Origin of the sequence: Labrys sp. (in: a-proteobacteria) (assembly GCF_047605565.1) — a bacterium.
GTDB lineage: Bacteria > Pseudomonadota > Alphaproteobacteria > Rhizobiales > Labraceae > Labrys > Labrys neptuniae.
The window spans coordinates 234,945-257,631 of record NZ_JASGFM010000005.1 but is presented as its reverse complement, the minus strand read 5'-3'; the positions used below and the strand labels follow the sequence as shown (position 1 = coordinate 257,631).

The 22,687-nt window shown below is 64.0% G+C and carries 27 protein-coding genes; 12 read left to right on the top strand and 15 right to left on the bottom strand.

Annotated elements, in window-relative coordinates:
* Positions 1-267 (top strand): DUF3592 domain-containing protein (locus QM672_RS07955; protein ID WP_415081776.1); only part of this gene is annotated, 267 nt, incomplete at its 5' end.
* Between the two features lies 1 nt (position 268).
* On the opposite strand, the gene QM672_RS07950 is transcribed toward QM672_RS07955, so the two are convergent.
* The 4 genes from QM672_RS07950 to speB all read right to left on the bottom strand — a co-directional run bounded on the left by QM672_RS07950 (position 269) and on the right by speB (position 4,532).
* Positions 269-1,768, bottom strand: a complete 1,500-nt coding sequence (locus QM672_RS07950; RefSeq protein WP_415081774.1) for a hypothetical protein — start codon at positions 1,766-1,768, stop codon at positions 269-271.
* 78 nt (positions 1,769-1,846) lie between these two features.
* The gene (purN, locus tag QM672_RS07945; RefSeq protein WP_311935377.1) at positions 1,847-2,482 is read right to left on the bottom strand and encodes a phosphoribosylglycinamide formyltransferase; all 636 of its coding nucleotides are present in this window, start codon (positions 2,480-2,482) and stop codon (positions 1,847-1,849) included.
* Positions 2,479-3,552 carry a phosphoribosylformylglycinamidine cyclo-ligase gene (purM, locus tag QM672_RS07940; protein ID WP_415081771.1) on the bottom strand — a complete coding sequence of 358 codons (1,074 nt, stop codon included), beginning with the start codon at positions 3,550-3,552 and terminating at the stop codon, positions 2,479-2,481. The genes purN and purM overlap by 4 nt, the downstream gene beginning before the upstream one ends.
* Entirely contained in the window at positions 3,549-4,532 is a 984-nt protein-coding gene (gene speB / locus QM672_RS07935; protein WP_415081770.1) for an agmatinase, read from the bottom strand. The genes purM and speB overlap by 4 nt, the downstream gene beginning before the upstream one ends.
* 186 nt (positions 4,533-4,718) lie before the next feature.
* Between speB and QM672_RS07930 the strand changes: the two genes are divergently transcribed.
* Positions 4,719-5,237: a PRC-barrel domain-containing protein gene (locus QM672_RS07930; protein WP_367623159.1), complete on the top strand. Its 519-nt coding sequence runs from the start codon at positions 4,719-4,721 to the stop codon at positions 5,235-5,237.
* Between the two features lie 180 nt (positions 5,238-5,417).
* Positions 5,418-5,816 (top strand): cupin domain-containing protein, encoded by a 399-nt coding sequence (locus tag QM672_RS07925; RefSeq protein WP_311935386.1) that lies wholly within the window; start codon positions 5,418-5,420, stop codon positions 5,814-5,816.
* Between the two features lie 27 nt (positions 5,817-5,843).
* Here QM672_RS07925 and QM672_RS07920 read toward each other — a convergent pair whose 3' ends face one another.
* Complete coding sequence (locus tag QM672_RS07920; protein ID WP_415081767.1) at positions 5,844-6,989, bottom strand: AAA family ATPase; 1,146 nt, start codon at positions 6,987-6,989, stop codon at positions 5,844-5,846.
* Positions 6,990-7,246: 257 nt separating this feature from the next.
* Entirely contained in the window at positions 7,247-7,429 is a 183-nt protein-coding gene (locus QM672_RS07915) for a hypothetical protein (protein WP_311935390.1), read from the bottom strand.
* Positions 7,430-7,725: 296 nt separating this feature from the next.
* Here QM672_RS07915 and QM672_RS07910 point away from each other — a divergent pair, with 296 nt between their 5' ends.
* Positions 7,726-8,781 (top strand): LacI family DNA-binding transcriptional regulator, encoded by a 1,056-nt coding sequence (locus tag QM672_RS07910; RefSeq protein WP_415081764.1) that lies wholly within the window; start codon positions 7,726-7,728, stop codon positions 8,779-8,781.
* A 56-nt stretch (positions 8,782-8,837) separates the two neighbouring features.
* Here QM672_RS07910 and rpsI read toward each other — a convergent pair whose 3' ends face one another.
* The 4 genes from rpsI to QM672_RS07890 form a co-directional block, all read right to left on the bottom strand.
* Complete coding sequence (rpsI, locus tag QM672_RS07905) at positions 8,838-9,311, bottom strand: 30S ribosomal protein S9 (RefSeq protein ID WP_068289830.1); 474 nt, start codon at positions 9,309-9,311, stop codon at positions 8,838-8,840.
* A gap of 4 nt (positions 9,312-9,315) precedes the next feature.
* Positions 9,316-9,777, bottom strand: a complete 462-nt coding sequence (rplM, locus tag QM672_RS07900) for a 50S ribosomal protein L13 (protein ID WP_311935397.1) — start codon at positions 9,775-9,777, stop codon at positions 9,316-9,318.
* 208 nt (positions 9,778-9,985) lie between these two features.
* Positions 9,986-10,564 (bottom strand): nitroreductase, encoded by a 579-nt coding sequence (locus QM672_RS07895; protein ID WP_311935399.1) that lies wholly within the window; start codon positions 10,562-10,564, stop codon positions 9,986-9,988.
* 291 nt (positions 10,565-10,855) lie between these two features.
* On the bottom strand, positions 10,856-12,070 hold the full coding sequence (locus QM672_RS07890) for an MFS transporter (protein ID WP_415081761.1): 1,215 nt from the start codon (positions 12,068-12,070) through the stop codon (positions 10,856-10,858).
* Between the two features lie 108 nt (positions 12,071-12,178).
* Here QM672_RS07890 and QM672_RS07885 point away from each other — a divergent pair, with 108 nt between their 5' ends.
* From QM672_RS07885 to QM672_RS07870, 4 genes are all read left to right on the top strand, one after another.
* Positions 12,179-12,577, top strand: coding sequence for a helix-turn-helix transcriptional regulator (locus QM672_RS07885; RefSeq protein WP_311935403.1), 399 nt, complete (start codon positions 12,179-12,181; stop codon positions 12,575-12,577).
* Positions 12,578-12,608: 31 nt separating this feature from the next.
* Complete coding sequence (locus tag QM672_RS07880) at positions 12,609-13,526, top strand: hypothetical protein (protein WP_311935405.1); 918 nt, start codon at positions 12,609-12,611, stop codon at positions 13,524-13,526.
* A 397-nt stretch (positions 13,527-13,923) separates the two neighbouring features.
* Positions 13,924-14,628 carry a L,D-transpeptidase gene (locus tag QM672_RS07875; protein WP_311935407.1) on the top strand — a complete coding sequence of 235 codons (705 nt, stop codon included), beginning with the start codon at positions 13,924-13,926 and terminating at the stop codon, positions 14,626-14,628.
* Positions 14,629-14,741: 113 nt separating this feature from the next.
* The gene (locus tag QM672_RS07870; protein ID WP_415081758.1) at positions 14,742-15,218 is read left to right on the top strand and encodes a DUF2867 domain-containing protein; all 477 of its coding nucleotides are present in this window, start codon (positions 14,742-14,744) and stop codon (positions 15,216-15,218) included.
* A gap of 16 nt (positions 15,219-15,234) precedes the next feature.
* Here the strand turns inward: QM672_RS07870 and QM672_RS07865 are convergent, their stop codons facing one another.
* On the bottom strand, positions 15,235-16,131 hold the full coding sequence (locus QM672_RS07865; RefSeq protein WP_311935411.1) for a cation diffusion facilitator family transporter: 897 nt from the start codon (positions 16,129-16,131) through the stop codon (positions 15,235-15,237).
* Between the two features lie 140 nt (positions 16,132-16,271).
* On the bottom strand, positions 16,272-16,874 hold the full coding sequence (locus tag QM672_RS07860; RefSeq protein ID WP_415081756.1) for a class I SAM-dependent methyltransferase: 603 nt from the start codon (positions 16,872-16,874) through the stop codon (positions 16,272-16,274).
* Between the two features lie 111 nt (positions 16,875-16,985).
* Between QM672_RS07860 and QM672_RS07855 the strand changes: the two genes are divergently transcribed.
* From QM672_RS07855 to QM672_RS07845, 3 genes are all read left to right on the top strand, one after another.
* Positions 16,986-18,290, top strand: coding sequence for an MFS transporter (locus QM672_RS07855; protein WP_311935415.1), 1,305 nt, complete (start codon positions 16,986-16,988; stop codon positions 18,288-18,290).
* Between the two features lie 72 nt (positions 18,291-18,362).
* The gene (locus QM672_RS07850; protein ID WP_311935417.1) at positions 18,363-18,809 is read left to right on the top strand and encodes an SRPBCC family protein; all 447 of its coding nucleotides are present in this window, start codon (positions 18,363-18,365) and stop codon (positions 18,807-18,809) included.
* Positions 18,796-19,134 carry a helix-turn-helix transcriptional regulator gene (locus tag QM672_RS07845; protein ID WP_311935419.1) on the top strand — a complete coding sequence of 113 codons (339 nt, stop codon included), beginning with the start codon at positions 18,796-18,798 and terminating at the stop codon, positions 19,132-19,134. Before QM672_RS07850 ends, QM672_RS07845 begins: the two co-directional genes overlap by 14 nt.
* Positions 19,135-19,140: 6 nt before the next feature.
* Here QM672_RS07845 and hisI read toward each other — a convergent pair whose 3' ends face one another.
* The 3 genes from hisI to folE all read right to left on the bottom strand — a co-directional run bounded on the left by hisI (position 19,141) and on the right by folE (position 22,019).
* A complete protein-coding gene (hisI, locus tag QM672_RS07840; protein ID WP_394308150.1) occupies positions 19,141-19,551 on the bottom strand; it encodes a phosphoribosyl-AMP cyclohydrolase in 411 nt (136 codons plus the stop codon).
* 40 nt (positions 19,552-19,591) lie between these two features.
* The gene (locus QM672_RS07835; RefSeq protein ID WP_415081752.1) at positions 19,592-21,223 is read right to left on the bottom strand and encodes an NADP-dependent glyceraldehyde-3-phosphate dehydrogenase; all 1,632 of its coding nucleotides are present in this window, start codon (positions 21,221-21,223) and stop codon (positions 19,592-19,594) included.
* A 148-nt stretch (positions 21,224-21,371) separates the two neighbouring features.
* Positions 21,372-22,019, bottom strand: a complete 648-nt coding sequence (gene folE / locus QM672_RS07830) for a GTP cyclohydrolase I FolE (RefSeq protein ID WP_311935424.1) — start codon at positions 22,017-22,019, stop codon at positions 21,372-21,374.
* Positions 22,020-22,165: 146 nt separating this feature from the next.
* Between folE and QM672_RS07825 the strand changes: the two genes are divergently transcribed.
* A complete protein-coding gene (locus tag QM672_RS07825; RefSeq protein WP_311935426.1) occupies positions 22,166-22,603 on the top strand; it encodes an iron-sulfur cluster assembly scaffold protein in 438 nt (145 codons plus the stop codon).
* Positions 22,604-22,687 lie beyond the last annotated feature (84 nt).

Genomic DNA, 22,687 nt, shown 5'->3' with positions numbered 1-22,687 from the left:
TCGGTCAATCCCTATCCGGTCGTCAGCTTCTCGACACCGCAGGGCAGTGTCATCCGCTTCACCAACCTCGTGCGCAGTTCGTTCCTGCGCGAAGGTGACAGCGTGACCGTCGCCTATAATCCGGCCATTCCGACCGATGCCACGCTCGACGGTTTGCTCGGGCGCTGGTTCTTTGCAGGCCTTGCCGGCTTGCTCGGTGCGGCCTTCCTGCTGGTCGGCGGCCTCATGACCATCATCGGCCGCAGGCGCACCGCCGGCAGGGTTTGACTCAATCGGGCTGCGGCAGGCGGAAGATCTGATCGTTGACCTTCACGCTATGCGTGACGATGTCGTAGGAGACGTTCCAGACCAGTTGCCCATTGCCTTCTTCCTTGGCGAGCCCCTTCACGAAGGAGAGGAAGAACACCGCCTTGCGGGCGTCCTCGGCATCGGCTTTGCTGAGGCCTTCCACCACCGCATCGAAGCCGGTAGCAGCCACTGCAAGGCTGGCCGTCGGCTCCGGATTGACCGCCGCGCTGCCGTCGCCCTTCAGGGTATAGGCAGGCGCGGCGACGTTGAAATCAACCTTGTAGTTGAGATCGCCGTCGAGCAGCCGGGTCATCAGCGCCACGGCCATCATCTTGCTGAAGGGCGGATCCTGCGTGGCATCGAGGCCGCGGATCAATACGTCCGCCATGCCGTCGAGGCCGTTCAAGGACAGTTTGGTGGAATAATTCGCCTGGGCCGGGATCAGCGAGCGGGCCCATTCGGGCACCACCACATCCGGAATCACGAGGCCGGAATAGTCGAGCGCATCGGAATAGTAGCCCTGCTTCACCAGGCCGGTGAGGCTGTAAGCCTGGGTCGCCTTGGCCAGCTTGACCTGGCCGAAAGGCAGGTTGACCCCGAGCCCTTCTATGCTCGAGGTGCTCGAAACCTCCCGCCAGAATGGCAATGCGGTCCGCAGCTTGGTCTTGAGCTCGTCCTGCGCCAGCACGATCTCCCCCTTGGAGGGGTGGTCGCGCAGGAAGGCGACAAGATCGTAGATCGCGGTAAAGCGCATGCCGGTCGCCGAAAGCGTTTGCTGGCCGCCGGCCAGTTCGAAAGCAACCGGGAACTGCTGATCCTTCTTGTCCTGGACCTTGCCCTTCAGCCCTTCCAGCTTGCTGTCGAATTTGACGTCGACGCCATCGGCCTCATCAGCCTTGCTGGTAGTCTCGAAACCGAACTTGCCGGTCGAGAGGTCGACATCGGCATCATGGTTGCGCACGGTCGCGCTGCTGCCGTCGCAACCGGCGACCAAGGTCTCGAAGCTCATCAGCTTGGGAGCGAACACGCCCTGGCTGGCACAGGCAGCGAAATTCAGGCTGCCGGTCTCCGTGTTGCCCTCCCGCTCCCGGCTCCAGGCCGCGGCGATGGGCGCCGGGCCGCTCTTTACCGCCCATTTGCCGTCAGGCTGCGGTGTCAGGCGCACGACATAGGGATTGATGCGGGCCACTTCGCCGACGCCCTTGCCCTTGGCATTGTCGAGCTTGCTGCCATCGAAGGAGAGGGTCACGTCATAGCCATCGTCCTTAGGGGCGATGGCAATGAAGCCCTTCTCGAACGGCACCGAGCCGATATAGGACTGGAATGTCTCGGTGAGCTTGCGCGCGCCTTCGGCGGTGGCGGGTTCGGCCAATGCCGGCGCGGCGCCTGCAAGAGCCAGCAAGACGGCGCAGCACGCAGCGGCTGACGACAAAGCCGTTCCCTTCTTCATGCGAAACGCGACACCGTTGATGATCGACATTCTGGTTCCTCGAAAATTCCATATGAAAAGGCTGGGCCGGTAACGAGCTTTAATAGGGCGACAACGCAGCCGCAGATGTCACTCGCAGAACAGGAGATCGCCGGGTGCGATCTCGACGCGCTCGCCCATGACCGGCGCCTCGCCGCGCGCCACGCGCGCAAGGGCGGCCGGGTAGAGCTTGTGTTCGGCATGCAGCACCCGCGCCGCGAGGTCCGAAGCGGTATCGCCGGGCAGCACGGGCACGGCCGCCTGGGCGATGATCGGCCCTTCGTCCATGCCGGGCGTGACATAATGGACGGTGCAGCCATGCAGGCGCACCCCGGCCTCGAGCGCGCGCTCATGGGTGGCGAGCCCGGGAAAAGCCGGCAGCAGGGCCGGATGGATGTTGATCATGCGCCCGGTCCAGCTCTGGACGAAAGGCGCCGTCATCAGCCGCATGAAGCCCGCCAACACCACGAGATCGACGACATGGGCTTCGAGCCGGGCTTCCAGCGCCGCCTCGAAATCGGAGCGGCTGCCAAAAGCCTTGTGGTCGATCGCTTCGGCGGCGATACCGGCCTCACGGGCCCGAGCCAGCCCGGGCGCTCCCGGGCGATTGGAGATAACTGCAACGATCTCAACTGGATAGGCAGGGTCCTTCGCAGCCTCGATGAGCGCAGCCATGTTGGAGCCGCGCCCCGAGATCAGGATGGCGGCGCGCTTGCGTCCCTTCATAGCGTCAGCGTGCCGCGATAGACGACCCGTTCGGCACCTTCCTGCTTCACCACCGTGCCGAGGCGGGACGCAGGCAGGCCGGCTTCGCCGAGAGCCGCTTCCACGGCTTGCGCATCTGCTGCGGCAGTAACGACGATCATGCCGATGCCGCAATTGAAGGTGCGCAGCATCTCATGGGCTTCGACGCCGCCCGTGCGCGACAGCCAGCCGAACACAGGCGGTGGCGTGAAGGAGGAGAGGTCGATGGAGGCGGCGATGCCATCCGGCAGCACGCGCGGAATATTGTCCGGAAAGCCGCCGCCGGTGATGTGGGCGAGCGCCTTGACGGCCGTACCTGTCGCCTTCAACGCCGCCAGCAAAGGCCGCACATAGATGCGCGTCGGCGTCAGCAACGCTTCGCCGAGCGTCTTGCCCTCGGCGAAGGGCGCTGGCGCGTCCCAGCCCAGGCCCGAAAGCTCGACGATCTTGCGGATGAGCGAATAGCCGTTGGAATGCGGCCCCGTGGACGCCAGGCCGAGGATGACGTCGCCTTCGGCCACGCCGCCACGCGGCAGGATGGCATCGCGTTCCACCGCGCCGACGGCAAAACCGGCGAGATCGTAGTCGCCGTCCGCATACATGCCCGGCATCTCGGCGGTCTCGCCGCCGATCAGGGCGCAACCGGCATCCTTGCAGCCTTCGGCGATGCCCTTGACGATGGCGACGCCCTGCCCCGGAGCCAGCTTGCCGGTGGCGAAATAGTCGAGGAAGAACAGCGGTTCGGCGCCCTGCACCACCAGGTCGTTGACCGACATCGCCACCAGGTCGATGCCGACAGTGTCGTGGATGCCGGTCTCGATCGCTACCTTCAGCTTGGTGCCGACACCGTCATTGGCTGCGACCAGGACAGGATCTTTGAAACCGCAGGCCTTGAGGTCGAATAGGCCGCCGAAACCGCCGATCTCGGCATCGGCTCCGACGCGACGGGTGGCCCGGACGAGGGGCTTGATGGCATCGACCATGGCATTGCCGGCATCGATATCGACACCGGCATCGGCATAGGTCAGGGAATTCTTGCGTTCGTTGCTCATGTCCCGGCTTTGCCCTGCTTCCGCTCAGCAATCAAGCCCAGATAATGCTGAACCACCGTTGCGCCCGCAATCGAGGTGATATCGGCATGGTCATAGGCGGGCGCGACCTCCACCAAGTCGCAGCCGACGATGTCGAGGAAGCCGAGCCGGCGCAGGATCATCAGGGCCTGACGCGACGAAGGACCGCCGGCGACCGGTGTACCCGTGCCGGGCGCATAGGCCGGATCCAGGCAGTCTATGTCGAAGGTGATATAGGTCTTGGCATCACCGACCCGCTGGCGGACGCGCTCGACCACCTGGGCGACGCTGAGCGTCTCCAGGTCTTCCCCGTAGAGTATCTCGATACCGCAATCGTCCGGCGCATGGGTGCGGATACCGATCTGGATGGAACGATCTGGCCGGATGATGCCCTCGCGCACCGCGCGTGCCACGAAGGAGCCGTGGTCGATACGGCCCTCGTCGTCATACCAGGTGTCCTGGTGGGCATCGAAATGCACCAGCGCCATCGGGCCGTGCTTGGCGGCATGGGCCTTGAGCAGCGGCCAGGTGACATAGTGATCCCCGCCGATCGAGCACAGCATGGTGCCGGTGTCGATGATGTCGCGCGCCTGCGCCTCGATACAGGCCGGGATCTCGCCGTGACGTGCATAGTCGAAGGAGCAATCGCCATAATCGACCACGGCGAGCTGCTCGAACGGGTCGGCCTGGAAAGGATATTGCGGGTCGCCGTCGAAGATCGCCGAGGCGCGCCTGACACCTTGCGGCCCGAAGCGGGCGCCCGGCCGGTTGGAGACGGCCGCATCGAAGGGAATGCCCCAGACGGCGACATCGATACCGGCCAGGTCACGCTGATAACGCCGGCGCATGAAGGACAGGATGCCGCCATAGGTCGGCTCTGTGGCACCGCCAAGCACCTCCTTGCGGAAGACGGCATTGTCGGTCGGGCGCGGGCGAAGCGGATCGTCGGTTGGGCCAGCCATGGGATCTCCTCTGGCGCTGCTTTACTTAACGAATATCGCCCCTGGCTTTAAGGGCAATGCGTGACAAAGGGAATATGTCCGATGGCGGGACCCCGCCTCGCACCGCAACGGTTAGCCCTGCCGACGCGGAACATCGCATCGCCAGTGTGGTTTGGAGGGTGGAACGGCTCATCAAAGGAGGTTTCCATGATCCTGAGAAAAGCCACTTACACCATCGCCCTCGTCACCTTGCTGGGCTTGCCCGCCGCGGCTTTGGCTCAGCAGACAACCCCCGCGCCGACGGGCGCCGTTTCCTTCGTCACCAAGGCCGAGCCCGGCCAATACCGGGCCAGCCAGCTCGTCGGCGTGAAGATCTACAATGCCAAGGATGAGAATGTCGGCAACGTCAACGACGTGCTGGTCGACAAGAAAGGCACTGTGGTCGGTGTCGTCATCGGCGTCGGCGGCTTCCTGGGTATCGGGGAAAAGAATGTGGCCCTGCCCTACACCGCCATAACCTGGAGCGACACAACACCGGCACCCGCTCAACCCGCCGCCGGTGCGCCGGCACCTGCGGGCACGCCATCGGCAGCACCTGGGACTCCCGAGACCCAGCCCGTCAACCAGGTACGGGACTATCCGGCTCGTGGCATGCTGGCGATGACCAAGGAGCAGCTGGAAGCAGCGCCGGCATTCAAATACGCGTCGGAAGCCGTCACCCAATAGGCGGGCCTTCGACGCCAGCAAGGTTCGGCATGATCGCGGGCTCCCTGGTTGATGCCCACCGCTGTTCCCGGCTCGCCCCTCTTCCCGCCATCCCTGGTGGGAAGAGGGGCTGAACGGACTATGACGATGCAGCCATCACCGCTAAGATCAGGCCCCCTCCCATCCCTCACGAGGATCATCATGGACATCAAGCGGGCCGGCTCGCAGCCTTCCGGGCGCGGACCTGCGGACTGGTTCACCGGCACCGTCCGCATCGATCCCCTGTTCAGCGCGCCTCAGCCGGCGCGCGCCGTCGGCGCCAGCGTCACCTTCGAACCTGGCGCACGCACCGCCTGGCATACCCATCCGCTCGGCCAGACCCTGATCGTAACATCAGGCTGCGGGCTGGTTCAGCGCGAGGGCGGGCCGATCGAGGAGATCAGGCCGGGCGACGTGGTCTGGTTCGCGCCCGGCGAGAAGCATTGGCACGGCGCCACTGCCACCACGGCAATGACGCATACCGCCATCCAGGAGCAGTTGGACGGCAAGGCCGTCGACTGGCTCGAACAGGTCAGCGACGAGCAATATGCTACGCGCTGAGCACGCCATATCGAGCCCCAGGCGTCCTCAGTCGTCTTCGGCGAAATCCCCCGATAGCCGCAGGCCTTCGAGCCAGGTTTCGCCGCCGCGCTTGATCACGCGGTGCGCCGGCACGCCGGAGAGGGTTTCGATGGCATCCGCCAGAGCCTGTGAGTGGGTCACCAGCCAGATCTGGGTCCGGCGCGAGGCGCGCACGATCATGCCCGCCAGCGGAACCAGGAGATCGGGATGCAGGCTGGCTTCTGGCTCGTTCAAGGCGATGAAGGGCGGCAGGCGGGCCGACAACAGGGCCCCGGCCAGCGCGAGATAGCGCAAGGTGCCGTCGGAGAGTTCGCTCGCCTCGTAGACGCGCTTGGGATTGTCCGGGAAGGTCATGCCGAAGGAGGCCATGCGATCGGGCATCGGCACCACCAGGCGGGCACCGGGAAAGGCTTCATCCACGGTTTCGAATAAGGCATCGCTGTCGGCGCGAATATGGACGAGCGTTGCAAAGACAGCCGCCAGGTCGTGACCGTCCGAGGCCAGGGTCGGCGTGGCGACGGCATAGCAGGGCTGGCGCAGCGCGGAATCGCGGTCCGTGCGCAGCCCATGATAGAAACGCCATTCCAGCAAGGCGCGGCGTACAGCAGCGATGTCGACCAGGCGATCGGCATCGTGCAGTGTCGCCAAGGCCGTTTCCGAGGCCAGCAGCGGCACGCCGAACGGGCGCCGCTTGCCATCAGTGCCGGCAATGCTAACGGCCGGCCCCTTGCGCTCCAACAGCGTCTGCTCGCGGCCGCGATGGCCGAATTTGAGAGTCTCGACCTTGACCTGCGGCTCGCCGAGAAAGCCGGTGCCGAGAATGACGCCGCCGGCCTGCTGCACCAGCCCAGCCTCGATGCGGTAGCGATAACGGGCGGTATCGCTCGCCAGGCCGACATCGAGATGGATACGGGCGGGCTCGTTCCGCGGGCGCATTCCGGCCCACAGGGCCGCCGCCAAGCCACCCTCGCGTGCCAGCTCATGGGCGAAGCTGCCCTGAGCCGCTGCCTGGATCAACTGCAGGCCGCGATAGAGATTGGTCTTGCCGGTGCCATTGGCGCCGACGAACACGTTGAGCTCGCCGACCTCGAAATGGATGGAGCGTAGCGAACGATAGCCCTTGAACCAGATATCGCGGACGCTGAAGGACATGGCACGGTTCCGAATCGACAAGGGCCGAGCTTGCCATAGAAGCCGTTTCGGGCAGCGTCTTCCATCGTCACACATAGCGCAACATGCCTATCCACGCAGGCAATCCAAGTGGCGGTGCGGGCTCGGAGGCTTCCACGCATCGTCTCCCGCTCTCTCCGGATATCGCGACGTTCCGGTCCACCAATACCGGCCGCAGAGCCATGGCCCTGTCCAGCCTGAGCGAGATCCTCACATGGTGTCGAAGGAGCTCAGCGCCTTCAACGATCCTTGCGTCCGCCTCGTCCGGAAGGCCTGGGCGCGCGCCACTGGCTGATCGCAGTTGCCAGGGTGCTGTACCAGGCTCGGTTCGGCTGGGCTGCCGGCGTGGCTTCCGGCGAGACCGGCTGTTCCCAGCGACGCCGATAGGCGGTCTTGAAGAAATAGCTCGAGGGAATCATCACGGGTGCTCCGCATTTGAATTTATTGAATCGATTCAATATTCTATGCAAAAATAGCCCGCAAGCCGCGGGCAGAGAACTCTTTTACAAGATATTGAATCGATTCAAACTTTAACGGCGAATCCGCCATGGGTCAAGTAAAATTGAATCGATCCAACGACATGCTACAGTCGGACGCATTACTTCGCCGTCCCATCGAAGGGAGCGGTCGGACGGCGGGGCAGCCGGTAGCCCGATATCGCACGGTCCGGCAGCACGCCGGTTCGCCGAACATCGCGCAAACGCAATGGGAGAAGCCCTTGGACAAGGTCATACGGCTCGCGGATGTGGCCAAGGCGGCGGGCGTGTCGCAGGGCACCGCCTCCAACGTCTTCAACCGCCCGCGCCTGGTGCGACCGGAAGTCCGCGAGCGTGTGGAGGCGATCGCTGCTTCGCTCGGCTATCGTGGGCCAGATCCGAAGGGGCGCCTGCTGCGCGCCGGCAAGGTCAACGCACTCGGCATCGTCACGGCCGAACCCCTGTCCTATTTCTTCGAGGATCCTTTCGCCCGCCTGATGATGGCGGCGATTTCCAAGGCCTGCGACGAGCGTGGGGCCGGCATCGCCCTGGTCTCGGCCATGAATGACCAGAAGCTCGCCTGGAATGTACAGAGTGCCCTGGTGGACGGCTTCATCCTGTTCTGCATCGACGAGGGCCCGCGGCTGGTCGAGCTGACGCGCGAGCGCCAGCTGCCTTTCGTCGCCTTGCATCTGGGTACGCGCGACGAAAGCATCGCCGCCATCGGCGTCGACAATTTTGCCGGTGCCAAGGCAGCAGCCAGCCACCTGGCGGGCCTCGGTCACCAGCGCTTCGCCATCCTGTCCATGCCTTTCGCCGACGACCGAACCGGCCCGGCGACCATGCGGGAGGTCGAGACTGCCGTCTATTCGAGTTCGCGCGACCGTGTGCTCGGTTATTTCGCCGCTCTTGCCGAGCAGGGCATCGATACCGCCGGCGTGCCGATCTTCGAAACGCAGAACGAGGAAGCCGATGTCGAAAAGGCGATGGCATGGCTGTTCGCGGCCCCTGCCCCGCCGACCGCGCTGCTGGCCATGTCGGACCGCATCGCCTTCGCCGCCCTTGAATGGCTGCAGCAAAGGGGCCTGTCGGTGCCGGCGGACGTTTCGGTCATCGGCTTTGACGGCGTGCCGGAAAGCGCCTTCTCCGAACCGCCGCTGACCACCATCGCCCAGCCGATCGCAGCCATAGGCCAGCTCGCCGTCGAGATGATCCTCGATACGCCCGACGAAACCGGCCGGCAGCAATTTTCGACGGAACTCGTGGTCCGAGGCTCGACGGCTCCGCCCAAGCCGTGAACGGGGCAACAAAAAACCCCGCCGAAGCGGGGTTTTCGTAAGTCTTGTCCTGAAGCTTAGCGCTTCGAGAACTGGAAGGAGCGGCGAGCCTTGGCGCGGCCGTACTTCTTGCGCTCGACCACGCGGCTGTCGCGGGTGAGGAAGCCTTCCTTCTTCAGAGCCGAACGCAGTTCGGGCTCGTAATAGGTCAGGGCCTTGGAGACGCCGTGGCGCACGGCACCGGCCTGGCCCGACAGACCACCACCGGCAACGGTGATGTTGATGTCGTACTGGTCGGTGCGGTTGGCGACGGTCAGCGGCTGCTGGATCAGCAGGCGCAGCACCGGGCGGGCGAAGTAGACGGCCAGTTCACGGCCGTTGACCGTGACCTTGCCGGCGCCGGGCTTGATCCAGACGCGGGCAATGGCGTTCTTGCGCTTGCCGGTGGCATAGGCGCGGCCATGGGCGTCGAGCTTCTGGACATGCTTGGGCGCTTCGGCGGCGGCAGCAGCCTCGCCGAGAGCCTGCAGCGAATTGAGCGTATCGGCCATCGGATCAGCCCTTCACATTCTTGGCGTTCATGGCGCCGACATCGAGCACCTGGGGCTGCTGAGCCTCGTGCGGATGCTCGGTACCCTTGTAGACGCGCAGGTTGAGCATCTGCTTGCGGCCGAGCGGGCCGCGCGGGATCATGCGTTCCACGGCCTTTTCGACGATGCGCTCGGGGAACTTGCCTTCCAGGATGAACCTGGCGCTGCGCTCCTTGATGCCGCCCGGATGGCCGGTGTGATGATAATAGACCTTCTGATTGTACTTGCGGCCGGTGAACACCACCTGGTCCGCATTGATGACAATCACGTTGTCGCCGCAATCGAGATGGGGCGTGTAGGTCGGCTTGTGCTTGCCACGCAGGCGCATGGCAATCACGGAAGCCAGACGACCGACGACCAGACCCTTGGCGTCGATGATGACCCACTTCTTCTCGATATCGGCGGTCTTGAGCGTAAAGGTGGACATGGTGTCGCCTATGGTTGCGCTGTCGATCCGACGGTTGAAAACGACAAGGCGGCATAGTGGCTTGCAAATGCAAACCACGTCTCCAAAACGGAAACTGGGGCCGCCGAGTTGGGGAGCTTCTACACGAGAGCCTGATGGACGTCAACGCGATATTTCAAGCAAGCTTCTGAATTTTCCCTTCAAAAACAGCTACTTACTTATGCGGTAATTAATTACCTGCATTTTGACCATAGTAAGTGACGAGATCTTCGAGCTTGGGACGCGGCCGGTCGGGCACGGCTTCCCTGGGCGTGCCGATATGCACGAAGCCGGCGAGCTTTTCATGCGAGCCGATGCCGAGCTTGGCGAGCACCCTTTCGTCATAGGCCATCCAGCCCGTGAGCCAGCTCGCACCAAAGCCCAGCGCATGGGCGGCGATCACCAGATTCTCGCAGACCGCGCCCGCCGACAGCTCCTGCTCCCAGAGCGGGATCTTCACATGGTTGGCGGCGGTGGAGACCACGCCGATCACCAGTGGCGCCAGGGTAAAACGCGTCGATTCCTTCTTGCGGACCGCTTCGTCCGCATCGGGACAGGCCGCCATGAAGGCGTCATAGACGACCTGCCCTGCCTTCTCGCGTGCAGCGCCCTGATAGATCACGAAACGCCAGGGATGAAGCTTGCCATGGTCCGGCACGCGCGTGGCGATGGCCAGTAGCGTTTCGAGCTGGGCGGCGTCCGGTCCCGGCGCCGACAACATGGCAGGGGGCACAGACCGGCGGGTCTTCAGAAGCTCGATGGCATCCATGGCGTACATTCCCAATGCATTGCGATCCAGCGCCTGCGCCGAAAATCGCAAAGCCGCGTCCAGGCGCGGCGTTGGAGCGAGGCGGCGTTTTGATCGAACGCGCCTTGCCCGAGGAGACGAACGCTCACATAAGCCCTGCGACAGGCCTTGGGTAGGACTTCCGGCGCGATCGGCCCGAGTCCTCCCCATCTTTACGACCGGGCGATCGCGGGATGCCGTCACGCAATCGCGCCTATCTCTCTGATAAGAAGGAGATTGTCGTCCACTCCCGTTCATCGGGATGCGGCCGGGTCATTCCGCCGCATCCTGGCGGGCGATGGCACCGACCTCCGCTCCCGCCGGCGTCTCCCGGGCCGGGCGGTAGGGTGTCGCCAGCAGGAAAGCGAGTGCCAGCACCTCGGTGCCCGCTCCCACCCAGCCGATGGCCTGAACCGAATAGCGTTCGACCACCACGGCACCGACGGCCGCCCCGGCCGCGGTGCCGAGATAGATCGCCGAGGCGTTCAGGGCGAGCACGACCGAGGCTAGGCGCTGGTCGATGGCGAGCAGGCGTACCTGCTGCACCGCCGGAAAAGCCCAGCCGAAAAGCCCCCATAGGACCAGCACCAGGCCTGCGCCGATCCAGCCGGCCAGCCCCGGCAAGAAGGCCGGGATCAGTGGCAGGATGCCGAAACTCACGACCAGCACCGTGAGGACGAGGGTGAGGAAGCGCCGGTGGTTCCAGCGGTCGGCCGCATGGCCGCCCAGCGTGTTGCCGGCGGCCCCCGCCAGGCCTGCCAGGATCAGGAAGCCGGCAACCGCCTCAGGAGAAGCGCCCAGAACGGTCTCGAGATAGGCCCCGATGAAGGTGTAGACGCCGAAAGCACCGGCCAGGACCACGACCGTCAGTCCGATGACTTCGAGCACGTCGGAACGGCGCGCCACGGCCAGGCGATCGGCGAGGCTCGGCGCCGGCGGCCCCGAAACGGCCGGCAGCTTCAGGACGATGCCGGCCAGTACCAGCAGGCTCATGGCGGCGACCATGCCGAACGTCGCCCGCCAGCCCAGATGTGCGGCGATGGCGGTCCCCAAGGGCACGCCGATCACCAGCGCCACGGTCATGCCGGTATAGATGAAGGACAGGGCCCGCCCGCGCTTGGCGGGCTCGACCGACATCGCCCCATAGGCAAAGGCAGCCGGCATGAAGGTCCCGGCCGACAATGCCAGGACGATACGGCTTGCTGCCAAGGTGAGAAAGCCGGTGGCGAAGGCTGCCGCCAGATTGGCGAGACTGAACACCACCATGGCCGTGATCAGCAGGGTGCGGCGTTCCCAACGCGCCGTCGCCACCGCGATGAGGGGCGAGCCGACCGCGTAGGCGAGCGCAAAAATGGTGACGAGGTGACCGGCATGGCCGACCGGAATGCCGAGATCCTCGGCGATGCGCGGCAGGATGCCGGCAATCATCAAGCCTTCACTGCCGATGGCAAAGGCACCCAGTGCGAGCCAGGTCAGGGTCCGATACATGGTGAGTCCATAAGTTCAATAATTATTGAACTTATGGACTCACCCCCGCCCCTGTCAATGAGTTCAATGACTCTTGAACAAATGGGATTCAGTCGATATCTCCCTGTCATGGCCAAGACGATCTTTCATCCGGAGACCGACCAGATCGAACTGACGACGGTCCTCGAAGCGCTCAGCGACCCCATTCGCCGTGACATCATCCTCGGCCTCTTCGAGGATGGTGAGCAGAATTGCTCCGCCTTCAACGGCCTGAGTTCCAAGACCAATTTGACCTATCACTATGTTCGCCTGCGCGAGGCCGGCCTGACGCGTACGCGTCAAATGGGCACGCATCGCCTGATCACGCTACGCGCCGACGACATCGAATCACGCTTCCCCGGCCTGCTCGCCGCAATCCTGGCGGCCGCCCGGACGGAGCGCCTCCAGCGCCAGGCCCAGGGCTTGCCCGATGCCCTATCCTCGCCCAAGGTAGCCGGTGGCGAACACCATGGTGAAGATGGGGCTTGAAATCGCCGCCTTTCCGTGAATCGTGGCGGCCATGATTGCCAAGACTTCGATCTTCAAGATTCCGGTCCTCCTGCTGGCGGGCACCCTGATGGCCGTGCCCGCGGCCGCGCAGACGCCGCCGAGTCCTGCCGCCGTCCCCGCGGCAGCGCCGCAGGCACCTGCCCAGGCAGCGCCCCCGGCTGCGGTCGAGGAACCGGCCGTCACACGCAAGGTCGAACTCTCCGCCAGTTTTGCCGAAAAAGGCGCGCCGATCACATCAGGTCTGAAATGGCGGGTATTCCGCCTCGGAAAGGGCGAGGCCGATGCGGTGAAGATGGCCGAATCCGACGAACCAGCCCCCGAATTCTCACTGGCACCCGGGCGCTACGTCGTGCATGCCGCCTATGGACTCGCCGCTGCAACCAAGGAATTCGAGGTCGACAAGGCAGCCGTGCGGCAGGGCCTGGTGATCAAGGCCGGTGGCCTGCAAGTCGAAGCCTCGGTGCTCGACAAGCCGATCCCGCCCGAGCAATTGACCGCACGCGTCATGGTGATCCAGTCCACCGGCGAGCGCCGCCTCATCGCCGAGGGCGTTCCGGCCACCAGTATCCTGCGCCTGCCCGAGGGCCGCTATTTCGTCGAATGCACCTATGGCGATTCCAACGCCACCGTCTCCGCCGAAATCTCGATCGGCGCCGGCAAACTGACGGAAGCCACCTTCCACCAGATGGCGGCGACGCTGACGCTGAAGCTGGTGAGCCAGGCCGGGGGCGAGGCGATCGCCAACACGGCCTGGTCGGTCCTGACGCCGGGCGGCGACGTCATCCGCGAATCCATCGGCGCCTTTCCCTCCCTGATCCTGGCCGAGGGCAACTATACCGTGGTGGCCCGCCACGAAGGCCGGGTCTATACGCGCGAGTTCGATGTCAAGGCCGGCCATGACGGCGATGTCGAGGTGATCGCCCGCTGAGGGTGCGGCGCGAAATAATCGCATCGAATGGCTCGACCTTTGTCGTTGCCGGGCTTGTCCCGGCAATCCAACCCCTTCCGGATGAGGAAGAGAGCGGGGCCACTGGATGCTCGGGTCAAGCACCCTGGGCCTGACAAGGGTCGCGTCTTCGGTTGTTTCACGCCGCCCCCAAGCACGGGCAGTGGCCGAAGAGGCGAAATACCAGCTGCCAGGCGTAATTCTGTTGCCATTCGATCACAGTTGCGTGCGCTTTTGCCGATCACGTCCTTGTGTCTCGCTTCAATGCGCAATCCTGCCGCAATGCGCCTCTATCGCCCAATTCATTGGAGCAATCGCTCCTCAGATTTGCTGGCTGATAGCCGCCATTGGAACACGGTACTGGATATTCGGGGTTGAGATGATACTGACGCGACGCATACTTCTTCTGGGCGCACCGCTTTTTCTTGCCAGTTGCGCAACGAGAGGTGGCCAGAGAAATGCCAATTTGCAGCAAGCGGCCTTTACACCTGATCCCTACTATGTCTCCCTCTACGGAGGCATCGAGGATGATCGCTTTCCCGTTCAGGCCGTGAACCTTGCCAAGGTGCCGCCGAAATATTGGCGCCGCGAAGTTCCCTACGAGACCGCGGAGCAGCCCGGCACCATTGTCGTCGATCCCAATCAGCGCTTCCTCTATCTCGTCCAGGAGAACGGGAGGGCGATCCGCTACGGCGTCGGCGTCGGCAAGACCGAGGCGTTCAATTTCCAGGGCGAAGCCACCATCTCCCGCAAGGCCGAATGGCCGCGCTGGACCCCCACGCCCGACATGATCCGGCGCGATCCGGAACTGAACGAACCCTATCGCAACGGCATGCCCGGCGGTGTCGACAACCCGCTCGGCGCCCGCGCGCTCTATCTCTACCGCGACGGCCGCGACACGCTCTATCGCCTGCATGGCACCACCAATCCGGCCACCATCGGCACCAAAGTGTCGTCGGGCTGCGTCCGCCTGATGAACCAGGACATCATCGATCTCTATAACCGCGTGCCGACGGGCACCAAGGTCATCGTGCTGCCTTCGGCACCGGCGCCGGAAGAAGCTCCCCTGCCTGACATGGTCTGAGCATTGCGGGCGCGTGCGACATCGCAGCACGCGCCCCTCGTCCTCGGCGGCTCTATACTCCGCGTCATCGCTCCGTTCTGCCGAGATCCTGGAGCGCGTGGAGCATCGTTTCCATGAACACCATCGCCGTCACGCCCGACGCGGGTCTCACCAGCCTTCTTCCCGGCGCACAGTTCGCCGACGCCTATGCGCTGGACATGGCTCCGCCAAAACTCGACGCAAGACGGGCCGCCGAGCGCATCATGGCCCGCTCACCGCGCTGGATCGCTGCGCTTCTGGCTCTCAGGAACCTCGTCGTCGCTCCCCTTGGCCTGCATACCCGCCCGCCGTCCTCAGCGGCGGGCCTGGGCGTCCTCGGCATCTTTCCCGTCCTCAGCCAGACACCGGACCGGCTGGTCGCCGGCTTCGACGACAGGCATCTCGACTTTCGGGTGATCGTCAACGTATCGCCACGCCTCGAGCGCCAGCGCGTCACGCTCACGACGCTCGTCCTGACCCACAACCGCCTCGGGCGCGCCTATCTCGCCGCCGTGCTGCCTTTCCACCGGGTGATCGTGCGCGCCATGCTGCGGCAGGCGCGCGAGACCTGATCGCGGAGCACTTGTCTCAGGAGGCCAGCAGGACGGGCACGCCCTTGTGCTTGGCCTTCTCCTCCGGCTCGACATGGATGGTCACCCGCGCACCCTCGATCGCCTGGCGGAGCGCCAGTTCGATGCGGTCGCAGATGGCATGCGATTCGGTCACCGACATCGTGCCCTGCACCACCAGATGGAAATCGATGAAGATGATGCTGCCGACCTGGCGGGTCCTGACATCGTGGGCCTCCTGGGCGCCCTCGCTGTGGGTGGCGATGATCTTGGCGATCTGGTCGAGGATTTCCGGCGGCGCGGAGGCATCCATCAGGCTGGAGACGGAATCGCGGATCATCACCCAGCCCGACCACAGAATGTTGACGGCGACGATCGCCGCCAGAATCGGGTCGAGGATCAGCCAGCCCGTCACGGCCACGAGGGCGACGCCGATCAGGACACCGCCGGACGACCAGACGTCGGTCATCACGTGCCGGCCATCGGCGACCAGGGCCGGCGAGCGCCAGGTCCGGCCCCAGCGCAGCAGAGTCACCGCCCAACCGAGATTGATCGCAGTCGCCACGGCATTCACTGCCAGGCCCAATGCAGGCGCATCCAGCGGCCTGGGTGCGAGAATGCCGTCATAGGCCTTGATCAGGATGAGGATCGCCGCCAGCACGATCATCACGCCCTCGATCACGGCGGAAAAATATTCGGCCTTGTGATGCCCATAGGGATGGCCGCCATCGGCAGGCTTGGAGGCCACTCGCAGCGCGATGAAGGCGGCGCCCGCCGCGACCACGTTGATGATGCTCTCCAGCGCATCCGAATAGAGCGCGAGCGAGCCCGTCAGCCAATAGGCGCCGAACTTCAGCGCAAGAACGACGAGGCCGACGCCGGCACTGGCAAGGGCGGCTTTCTGGGCGCGATTCATGATGGTTCCTGGTTCATGCGCAGCGCCTCCGCAAAGGTCTGTGCCGATGCGAGGTCCCTACTCCCGGAAGCTGCCGTAAGGCCAGAGCAAGTAGTATAGCCTCGGCTATCGGTGCCCTATGATCGGCGCGCCGCGCTGTGTCAGCGTCCGGCCTTGCGGGCCAGGATGAAGAGCCAGTCGGTCGGCTTGTTGTCATAGCCGCCGCCCTTGGCGGCCTCGATCGCGACGCTCTCCCAGGGGCCGGGCCGATAGGCCTGCTCGAGCCAGCCCGCCGAAGGATAATTGTAATAGCGGCCGAACTGGTCCCTGCCCTCCGCCTCGCCGGCCTTGAAGCTGGCGTGGAAAACGCCGCCGGGCTTCAGCGCCCGATGGATCCTGCCGATGACCGCGGGCAGATCGGTGCGCGGCACGTGGAGCAGGCAGGCATTGGCCCAGACACCGTCATAGATCCCGACAGCGTCGATCGCCTCGAACAGCAGGACATCGACCGGCCGGCCGAGCCGCCGGGCGGCGGCATACGCAATTTCCGGCGTACCATCAGTCGGCGTGACGTCGAAGCCACTGGCCAGCATGTATTCGCTATCCTGTCCTGCACCACAGCCAAGTTCCAGGATGGCTCCGCCCGGAGCGATATGAGACAGAAACTGATCGAGGCGCCGTTTCTGTGCCACTTGTCCCCGCGTGGTGTAGGCAGTCGCCTGTTCAGCATAGAAAGCGATCGTCACATCATCTTTGGCAGACATTTGCGTTTCCTGTTTCACTTCCGGGCGCCCGGCGCGATAACGCGAATGCTTCGGCCCTTCTGCCGAATCAGGTCTCTCGCGATATTTCACAATTAATAGACGGAAAATAACATGGCAGGAAACGCTGAAGCCAACTCGGCTGCAGGCTCCGGTGGTGCCCAGGCAGTGCCGGGCGGAATAGGTCGCATCGTTCTGGCGAGCCTGGTCGGCACCACGATCGAGTTCTACGATTTCTACATCTATGGAACGGCCGCTGCCCTGGTGATCGGGCAGACCTTCTTCCCGTCGACCGCGCCCGGTTCACAGGCCCTCAACGCCTTCCTCACCTTCGGCATCGCCTTTCTTGCCCGGCCGATCGGCTCGATCCTCTTCGGCCATTTCGGTGACCGCATCGGGCGCAAATCGACGCTCGTGGCCTCCATGCTGGTGATGGGCCTGTCGACCACGCTGATCGGCGCACTGCCGACCTATGAACAGGCCGGCTTCCTGGCACCCCTGCTGCTGTGCATCCTGCGTTTCGGCCAAGGCATCGGCCTTGGCGGCGAATGGGGCGGTGCCGCCCTGCTCGCAACCGAGAATGCCCCGCAGGGACGGCGTTCCTGGTTCGGCATGTTCCCCCAGCTCGGACCGCCGATCGGCTTCTTCATGGCCAATGGCCTGTTCCTGGTCCTCCTGATGTTCCTCAACGAGGCAAGCTTCCTCTCCTGGGGCTGGCGCATCCCCTTCCTGATCAGCGCCGCTTTGGTGGCGATCGGCCTCTATCTGCGCGTCTCCATCAGCGAAACGCCGGAATTTCGCGAGGCCATGGCCCGCAACGAGCGCGTCGAGGTGCCCTTGCTCGAGGTGCTCCGGGACCATTGGGTACCCCTGATCCAGGGCTCCCTCGCCATCGTGGTGTGCTACGCTCTGTTCTACATCTCCACCGTCTTTGCCCTGGGCTATGGCGTCAATGCGCTGCATATTTCCCGCAGCGATTTCCTTGGCCTGCTCTGCATTGCCGTCATCTTCATGGCGATCGCCACCCCGATCTCCGCCGCCTTGTCCGACCGTTTCGGGGCTCGCCCCGTCTTGCTGATCTCCAGCGCGCTGGCGGCGGCCTCGGGCTTCTGCCTGCCCATCCTGCTTGGCAGCGGCAACAGCTTCGAGGTCCTCGTCTTCCTGTCGCTGTCGCTCGCGCTGATGGGACTGACCTTCGCGCCGCTCGGAGCCCTACTGCCAGACCTGTTCCCCACCAAGGTGCGCTACACCGGCGCCTCCAGCGCCTATAATCTCGGCGGCATCCTGGGCGCCTCGCTCGCGCCCTATCTGGCCCAGATCCTGCTGCAGCAGGGCGGCCTGCCCTGGGTGGGCTATTATGTCAGCGCAGCGGCGATCATCAGCTTTTTCGCCGTGCTGAGCATGAAACGGACCGGTTGACATATCAAGCAACCAAAAGGTTGCATAAACCATTACGATCTGACATAGATGCGCAACTAGGAGGTTGCAATTATGTCAGATCGTATCGAAAAGACCATCGAGCTGAACGCGCCCATCGAGCGGGTGTGGCGTGCCCTGACCGATCACGAGGAATTCGGCACCTGGTTCCGGGTGAAGCTGGACGGGCCTTTCGTGCCCGGCCAGATCTCGCGCGGCCGCATCACCTATCCCGGCTATGAGCATGTCGTGTGGGAAGCCAAGGTCGTCAGCATGGACAAGCCTCGCCTGTTCTCCTTCACCTGGCATCCCTACGCCGTCGATCCGGACGTCGACTATTCCAAGGAAACCCCAACCCTGGTGGAATTCCATTTGCGCCCGACGGCGACGGGAACTCAATTAATCGGTATCGAGTCGGGCTTCGGTGCCATTCCCGCCCACCGCCGGGCCGAAGCGTTCCGGATGAATGATGGCGGCTGGGAAGAGCAGATGAAGAACATCAAAGCCTATGTCGAGACTTGATATCGCTCCACCGACCCAGGATCACGCGGCGACTTTCGCGGCATTGGGAGATCCGACCCGGCTCTCCTTGCTCGGCCGGCTCAGCAGCGGACAGGCGCAATCGATCGCCAAACTGTCGACCGATACGCGCCTGACGCGCCAGGCCATCACCAAGCATCTCCACGTCCTGGAAGGAGCGGGTCTGGTCTCGAGCCTTCGTGTCGGGCGCGAGACGCAGTTTGCCTACCGCCCCGAGCCGATCGAGGCCGCGCGCTCCTACCTCGACGAGGTATCCGCACAATGGGATGCCGCCTTCGCCCGGCTCAAGGCTTTCGTGGAGAAATGAGGGCGGTCACTCCGCCATCACCAGCCGTGCCGGCCCGCCATCCTCGCCCTTGACCACACGGTAGAAGCAGGAATGGCGGCCGGTGTGGCAACAGCCGCCATCGCCGCCGACCTCGACGCGCATGATCAGAGCATCCTGGTCGCAATCGGTGCGCAATTCCACCACGCGCTGCAATTGGCCTGACGTTTCGCCTTTACGCCAGAGCGCCTGGCGCGATCGCGACCAGTACCAGGCCTCGCCGGTCTCCAGCGTGCGGGCCAGGGATTCGGCATTCATATGCGCGACCATCAGCACCTCTCCATGCTCGGCACCGAGCGTCACCACCGTGATCAGGCCATCGCGGTCGAATTTCGGCGTGAAGACAAGGCCTTCTTCCAGGGAGGCCTTGTCGCCGGGCGCAGGGAACGAGGTCGTCATGCTGATACTCATGGGACGGGTGGCGGGAAACGCGTAGGGCTCAGAAGATGAAGTCCGTATGGATGAATTTCGACTTGTGGCTGCGCGTGATTTCGTCGAGCAGTTTCTTGCTGGGCTCGGTCTGCTTGGCGGCGATCATCGAACGGATCGAGAAGGACCGCAGCGCATCGGTGACAGAGAGCGTACCCTCCGCCGAATCCTTGCGGCCGGTGAAGGGGAAGATGTCCGGCCCGCGCTGGCACTGGCAGTTGATGTTGACCCGGCAGACCTGGTTCACCAGCGGATCCACCAGCGTGCCGATGTCATCCGCGCTGGTCGAAAAGATGCTGACCTGCTGGCCGTGCTCGGAAGTGATGACGTAGTCCAGCGCCGTCTCGATGTCGTCGAAGGGCATCACCGGCACGATCGGCCCGAACTGCTCCTCGCGATAGAGCTTCATGCCCTCCGCCACCGGATAAACCACGGCCGACCGGAACAATGTCTCGACCTCGTCCCCGCCGCCTTCGTTGACCACCCTGGCCCCCTTGGCCACGGCATCCTCGACGCAGGCCATCATGTATTCGGCCTTGGCCCTGTCGGGCAGTGGCGTGATGCTGACGCCCTTGTCCCAGGGCATGCCGATCCTGAGCTTGGCAAGCTCCTCGGTGAAGCGCTGCAGGAAACGATCGACGATGGAGCGGTGCACGATCAGCATCTTCAACGCGGTGCAGCGCTGGCCGTTGAAGGACAGCGCCCCGGCAAGGCATTCCTTCACGGCCAGTTCCAGATCGGCATCGGCCAGGACGATGGCGGCATTCTTGGCATCGAGCCCGAGAATGGCGCGCAGCCGCTTGGTCTTGGGATGCAACTTCTTGAGATGGTCGGCGACCTTGCTGGAACCAATCAGGGTCAGCGCATTCACCTTCCCCGATTCCAGCAGATGCGGCACGATTTCCGCGCCCTTGCCATAGACGAAATTGATCACGCCGGGCGGGAAGGCGCTGCGGAACGCCTCCAGCAGCGGCTCGAACAGCAGGACGCCGAAGCGTGGGGGCTTGAACACCAGGGTGTTGCCCATGATCAGGGCCGGGATCAGCGTGGCGAAGGTCTCGTTCAGGGGATAGTTGTAGGGGCCCATACACAGCACGACGCCGAGGGGCGTGCGGCGGATCTGCCCGATGGTGCCCTCGACGATCTGGAAGCGTGAATTCTCATTGTCGAGATTGCGCACGGCATCGACGGTGGCGCGCATATAGTCGACGGTGCGATCGAACTCCTTCTCGGCATCCGGCAATGACTTGGCGATCTCCCACATGATCAGCCGCACGATCTCGCTGCGACGCGCCACCATCTGGCGGATGAAATCGAGCATGCAGGTGATGCGATCGGCGACCCGCATCGTCGGCCAGGCGCCGCGGCCATTGTCATAGGCGCCGACCGCCGCCGCGAGCGCGGCATCGGCCTCCGGGATGCCGCCGACGGGCACCGAGCCGAGGGTGACCGGCAGTAAGCGCCCTTCCCCATCGCGCAGGTGAATGGGTGAGATCACGCTCTGCTTCTCGCCGGTCCATGCTAGCAACTCGCCGTTCACCAGAACGCAATCCTGATGGATCTCGCCCGGAAGGCGAAACTCGACAGGAATGTCCTCGGCCTTCGGGAACAGCGTTTTGAGCTCAGTCGATTGCAGCATCATCGGTACTCCTTCGAGACATGGCTGCCCCAACCCGTGCACGATCCATGCCACACGCGCGCCAGCGTGCAGCACGACTCATAAAGGGAATAAGACGCTCGAACGCCGAACGACAGCGCTCGTGACGAGCAGTGCCGCCGTCGGGTGTCGCTCAGCGTGCTTTGTAGGCGCGCTGTACCAGGGACAGGAAGTGCATCTGCTGCTGCGGCTCCGACTTGAAGATGCCGGTAAAGCCGGTCGTCACCGTGGAAACGCCCTGTTTCTGGATGCCGCGCATGGCCATGCACATATGCTCGGCCTCCAGCATCACGGCCAGTCCCCGAGGCTTGAGGCGCTCCTCGATGGCCTGGGTGACGTTGGCGGTGAGATGCTCCTGCGTCTGCAGGCGCCGGGCATAAATCTCCACCACGCGTGCCAGCTTGGAGAGGCCGACCACGCCGCCGCTCGGATAATAGGCAATATGGGCATGGCCCAGGATCGGCACGATGTGGTGTTCGCAATGCGAGTAGAAGGGAATGTCGCGCACCAGCACCATGTCGTCATAGCCGCCGACTTCCTCGAAGATGGTGTCGAGTTCTTCGCCGGCATCGTGCTCATAGCCCTTGAACATCTCGCGCCAGGCCTTGACCACCCGTTTGGGCGTGTCGATCAGGCCTTCGCGATCGGGATCGTCGCCGGCCCATTGGATCAGCGTCCGCACGGCGGCTTCGGCCTCCTTGCGCGTCGGGCGAGGCATAGGGGTGCGGGCGACGTCGTCGCGTTCCAACTTGGCCGCAGGCTTATCCACCAGTGCATCCATCAAAAGCTACTCCCACCGCCAAGGCAGATCATCAAAAATCGGCCTTGCGGGTTTAGATCATACCGGCCTGGAGAACACCCCTCCCCAACCGACCCATTCATGCCTATATAGTTGAGAGCGAAGCGCATTCAATCAAGCGTCCACCCATGCTCGACGACGTCTATAATAAACGTATCCTCGAATTGGCAGCCAATATTCCGCGTATCGGCCATCTGCCGCGCGCAGATGCCGCAGCCACGGCCCATTCCAAACTGTGCGGCTCCACCGTTTCGGTCGAGCTGGCGGTTGAAGACGGCAAGGTCTCCGATTTCGCCCATATCGTGAAGGCCTGTGCTCTCGGACAGGCCTCCTCCTCCATCATGGCCCGCAATATCATCGGCGCGAGCGCCGACGAATTGCGGCAGGCGCGCGAGGCGATGCGCCGCATGCTCAAGGAGAACGGCCCGCCCCCCGAAGGCCGTTTTGCCGAAGCTGCTGTGCTGGAACCGGTGCGCGACTTCAAGGCCCGTCACGCCTCCACGCTGCTCACTTTCGATGCGGTGGTCTCCGCTTTCGACAGCATCGAAGCGAAGGCGGCGGAGTAAGGCTCGAAAAGGAGTGTCGATCTCCAGATCGACATTCTCGGAAGCGGAGCCGTTGGATGATGTCGACCTGAAGGTCGACACTCC

Coding starts and splice junctions, on each gene's coding strand:
- QM672_RS07920 (WP_415081767.1), bottom strand. CDS start 6,989: ATGTCCTTCAGCGTCCGCGATATCTGGTTCAAGGGCTATCGTTCGCTA.
- folE (WP_311935424.1), bottom strand. CDS start 22,019: ATGGATGCACTGGTGGATAAGCCTGCGGCCAAGTTGGAACGCGACGAC.
- QM672_RS07870 (WP_415081758.1), top strand. CDS start 14,742: ATGAACACCATCGCCGTCACGCCCGACGCGGGTCTCACCAGCCTTCTT.
- rplM (WP_311935397.1), bottom strand. CDS start 9,777: ATGTCCACCTTTACGCTCAAGACCGCCGATATCGAGAAGAAGTGGGTC.
- speB (WP_415081770.1), bottom strand. CDS start 4,532: ATGGCTGGCCCAACCGACGATCCGCTTCGCCCGCGCCCGACCGACAAT.
- QM672_RS07855 (WP_311935415.1), top strand. CDS start 16,986: ATGGCAGGAAACGCTGAAGCCAACTCGGCTGCAGGCTCCGGTGGTGCC.
- QM672_RS07860 (WP_415081756.1), bottom strand. CDS start 16,874: ATGTCTGCCAAAGATGATGTGACGATCGCTTTCTATGCTGAACAGGCG.
- QM672_RS07845 (WP_311935419.1), top strand. CDS start 18,796: ATGTCGAGACTTGATATCGCTCCACCGACCCAGGATCACGCGGCGACT.
- QM672_RS07925 (WP_311935386.1), top strand. CDS start 5,418: ATGGACATCAAGCGGGCCGGCTCGCAGCCTTCCGGGCGCGGACCTGCG.
- QM672_RS07835 (WP_415081752.1), bottom strand. CDS start 21,223: ATGATGCTGCAATCGACTGAGCTCAAAACGCTGTTCCCGAAGGCCGAG.
- QM672_RS07890 (WP_415081761.1), bottom strand. CDS start 12,070: ATGTATCGGACCCTGACCTGGCTCGCACTGGGTGCCTTTGCCATCGGC.
- QM672_RS07875 (WP_311935407.1), top strand. CDS start 13,924: ATGATACTGACGCGACGCATACTTCTTCTGGGCGCACCGCTTTTTCTT.
- QM672_RS07895 (WP_311935399.1), bottom strand. CDS start 10,564: ATGGATGCCATCGAGCTTCTGAAGACCCGCCGGTCTGTGCCCCCTGCC.
- purM (WP_415081771.1), bottom strand. CDS start 3,552: ATGAGCAACGAACGCAAGAATTCCCTGACCTATGCCGATGCCGGTGTC.
- QM672_RS07885 (WP_311935403.1), top strand. CDS start 12,179: ATGGCCAAGACGATCTTTCATCCGGAGACCGACCAGATCGAACTGACG.
- QM672_RS07865 (WP_311935411.1), bottom strand. CDS start 16,131: ATGAATCGCGCCCAGAAAGCCGCCCTTGCCAGTGCCGGCGTCGGCCTC.
- rpsI (WP_068289830.1), bottom strand. CDS start 9,311: ATGGCCGATACGCTCAATTCGCTGCAGGCTCTCGGCGAGGCTGCTGCC.
- QM672_RS07930 (WP_367623159.1), top strand. CDS start 4,719: ATGATCCTGAGAAAAGCCACTTACACCATCGCCCTCGTCACCTTGCTG.
- QM672_RS07825 (WP_311935426.1), top strand. CDS start 22,166: ATGCTCGACGACGTCTATAATAAACGTATCCTCGAATTGGCAGCCAAT.
- QM672_RS07950 (WP_415081774.1), bottom strand. CDS start 1,768: ATGTCGATCATCAACGGTGTCGCGTTTCGCATGAAGAAGGGAACGGCT.
- purN (WP_311935377.1), bottom strand. CDS start 2,482: ATGAAGGGACGCAAGCGCGCCGCCATCCTGATCTCGGGGCGCGGCTCC.
- hisI (WP_394308150.1), bottom strand. CDS start 19,551: ATGACGACCTCGTTCCCTGCGCCCGGCGACAAGGCCTCCCTGGAAGAA.
- QM672_RS07880 (WP_311935405.1), top strand. CDS start 12,609: ATGATTGCCAAGACTTCGATCTTCAAGATTCCGGTCCTCCTGCTGGCG.
- QM672_RS07850 (WP_311935417.1), top strand. CDS start 18,363: ATGTCAGATCGTATCGAAAAGACCATCGAGCTGAACGCGCCCATCGAG.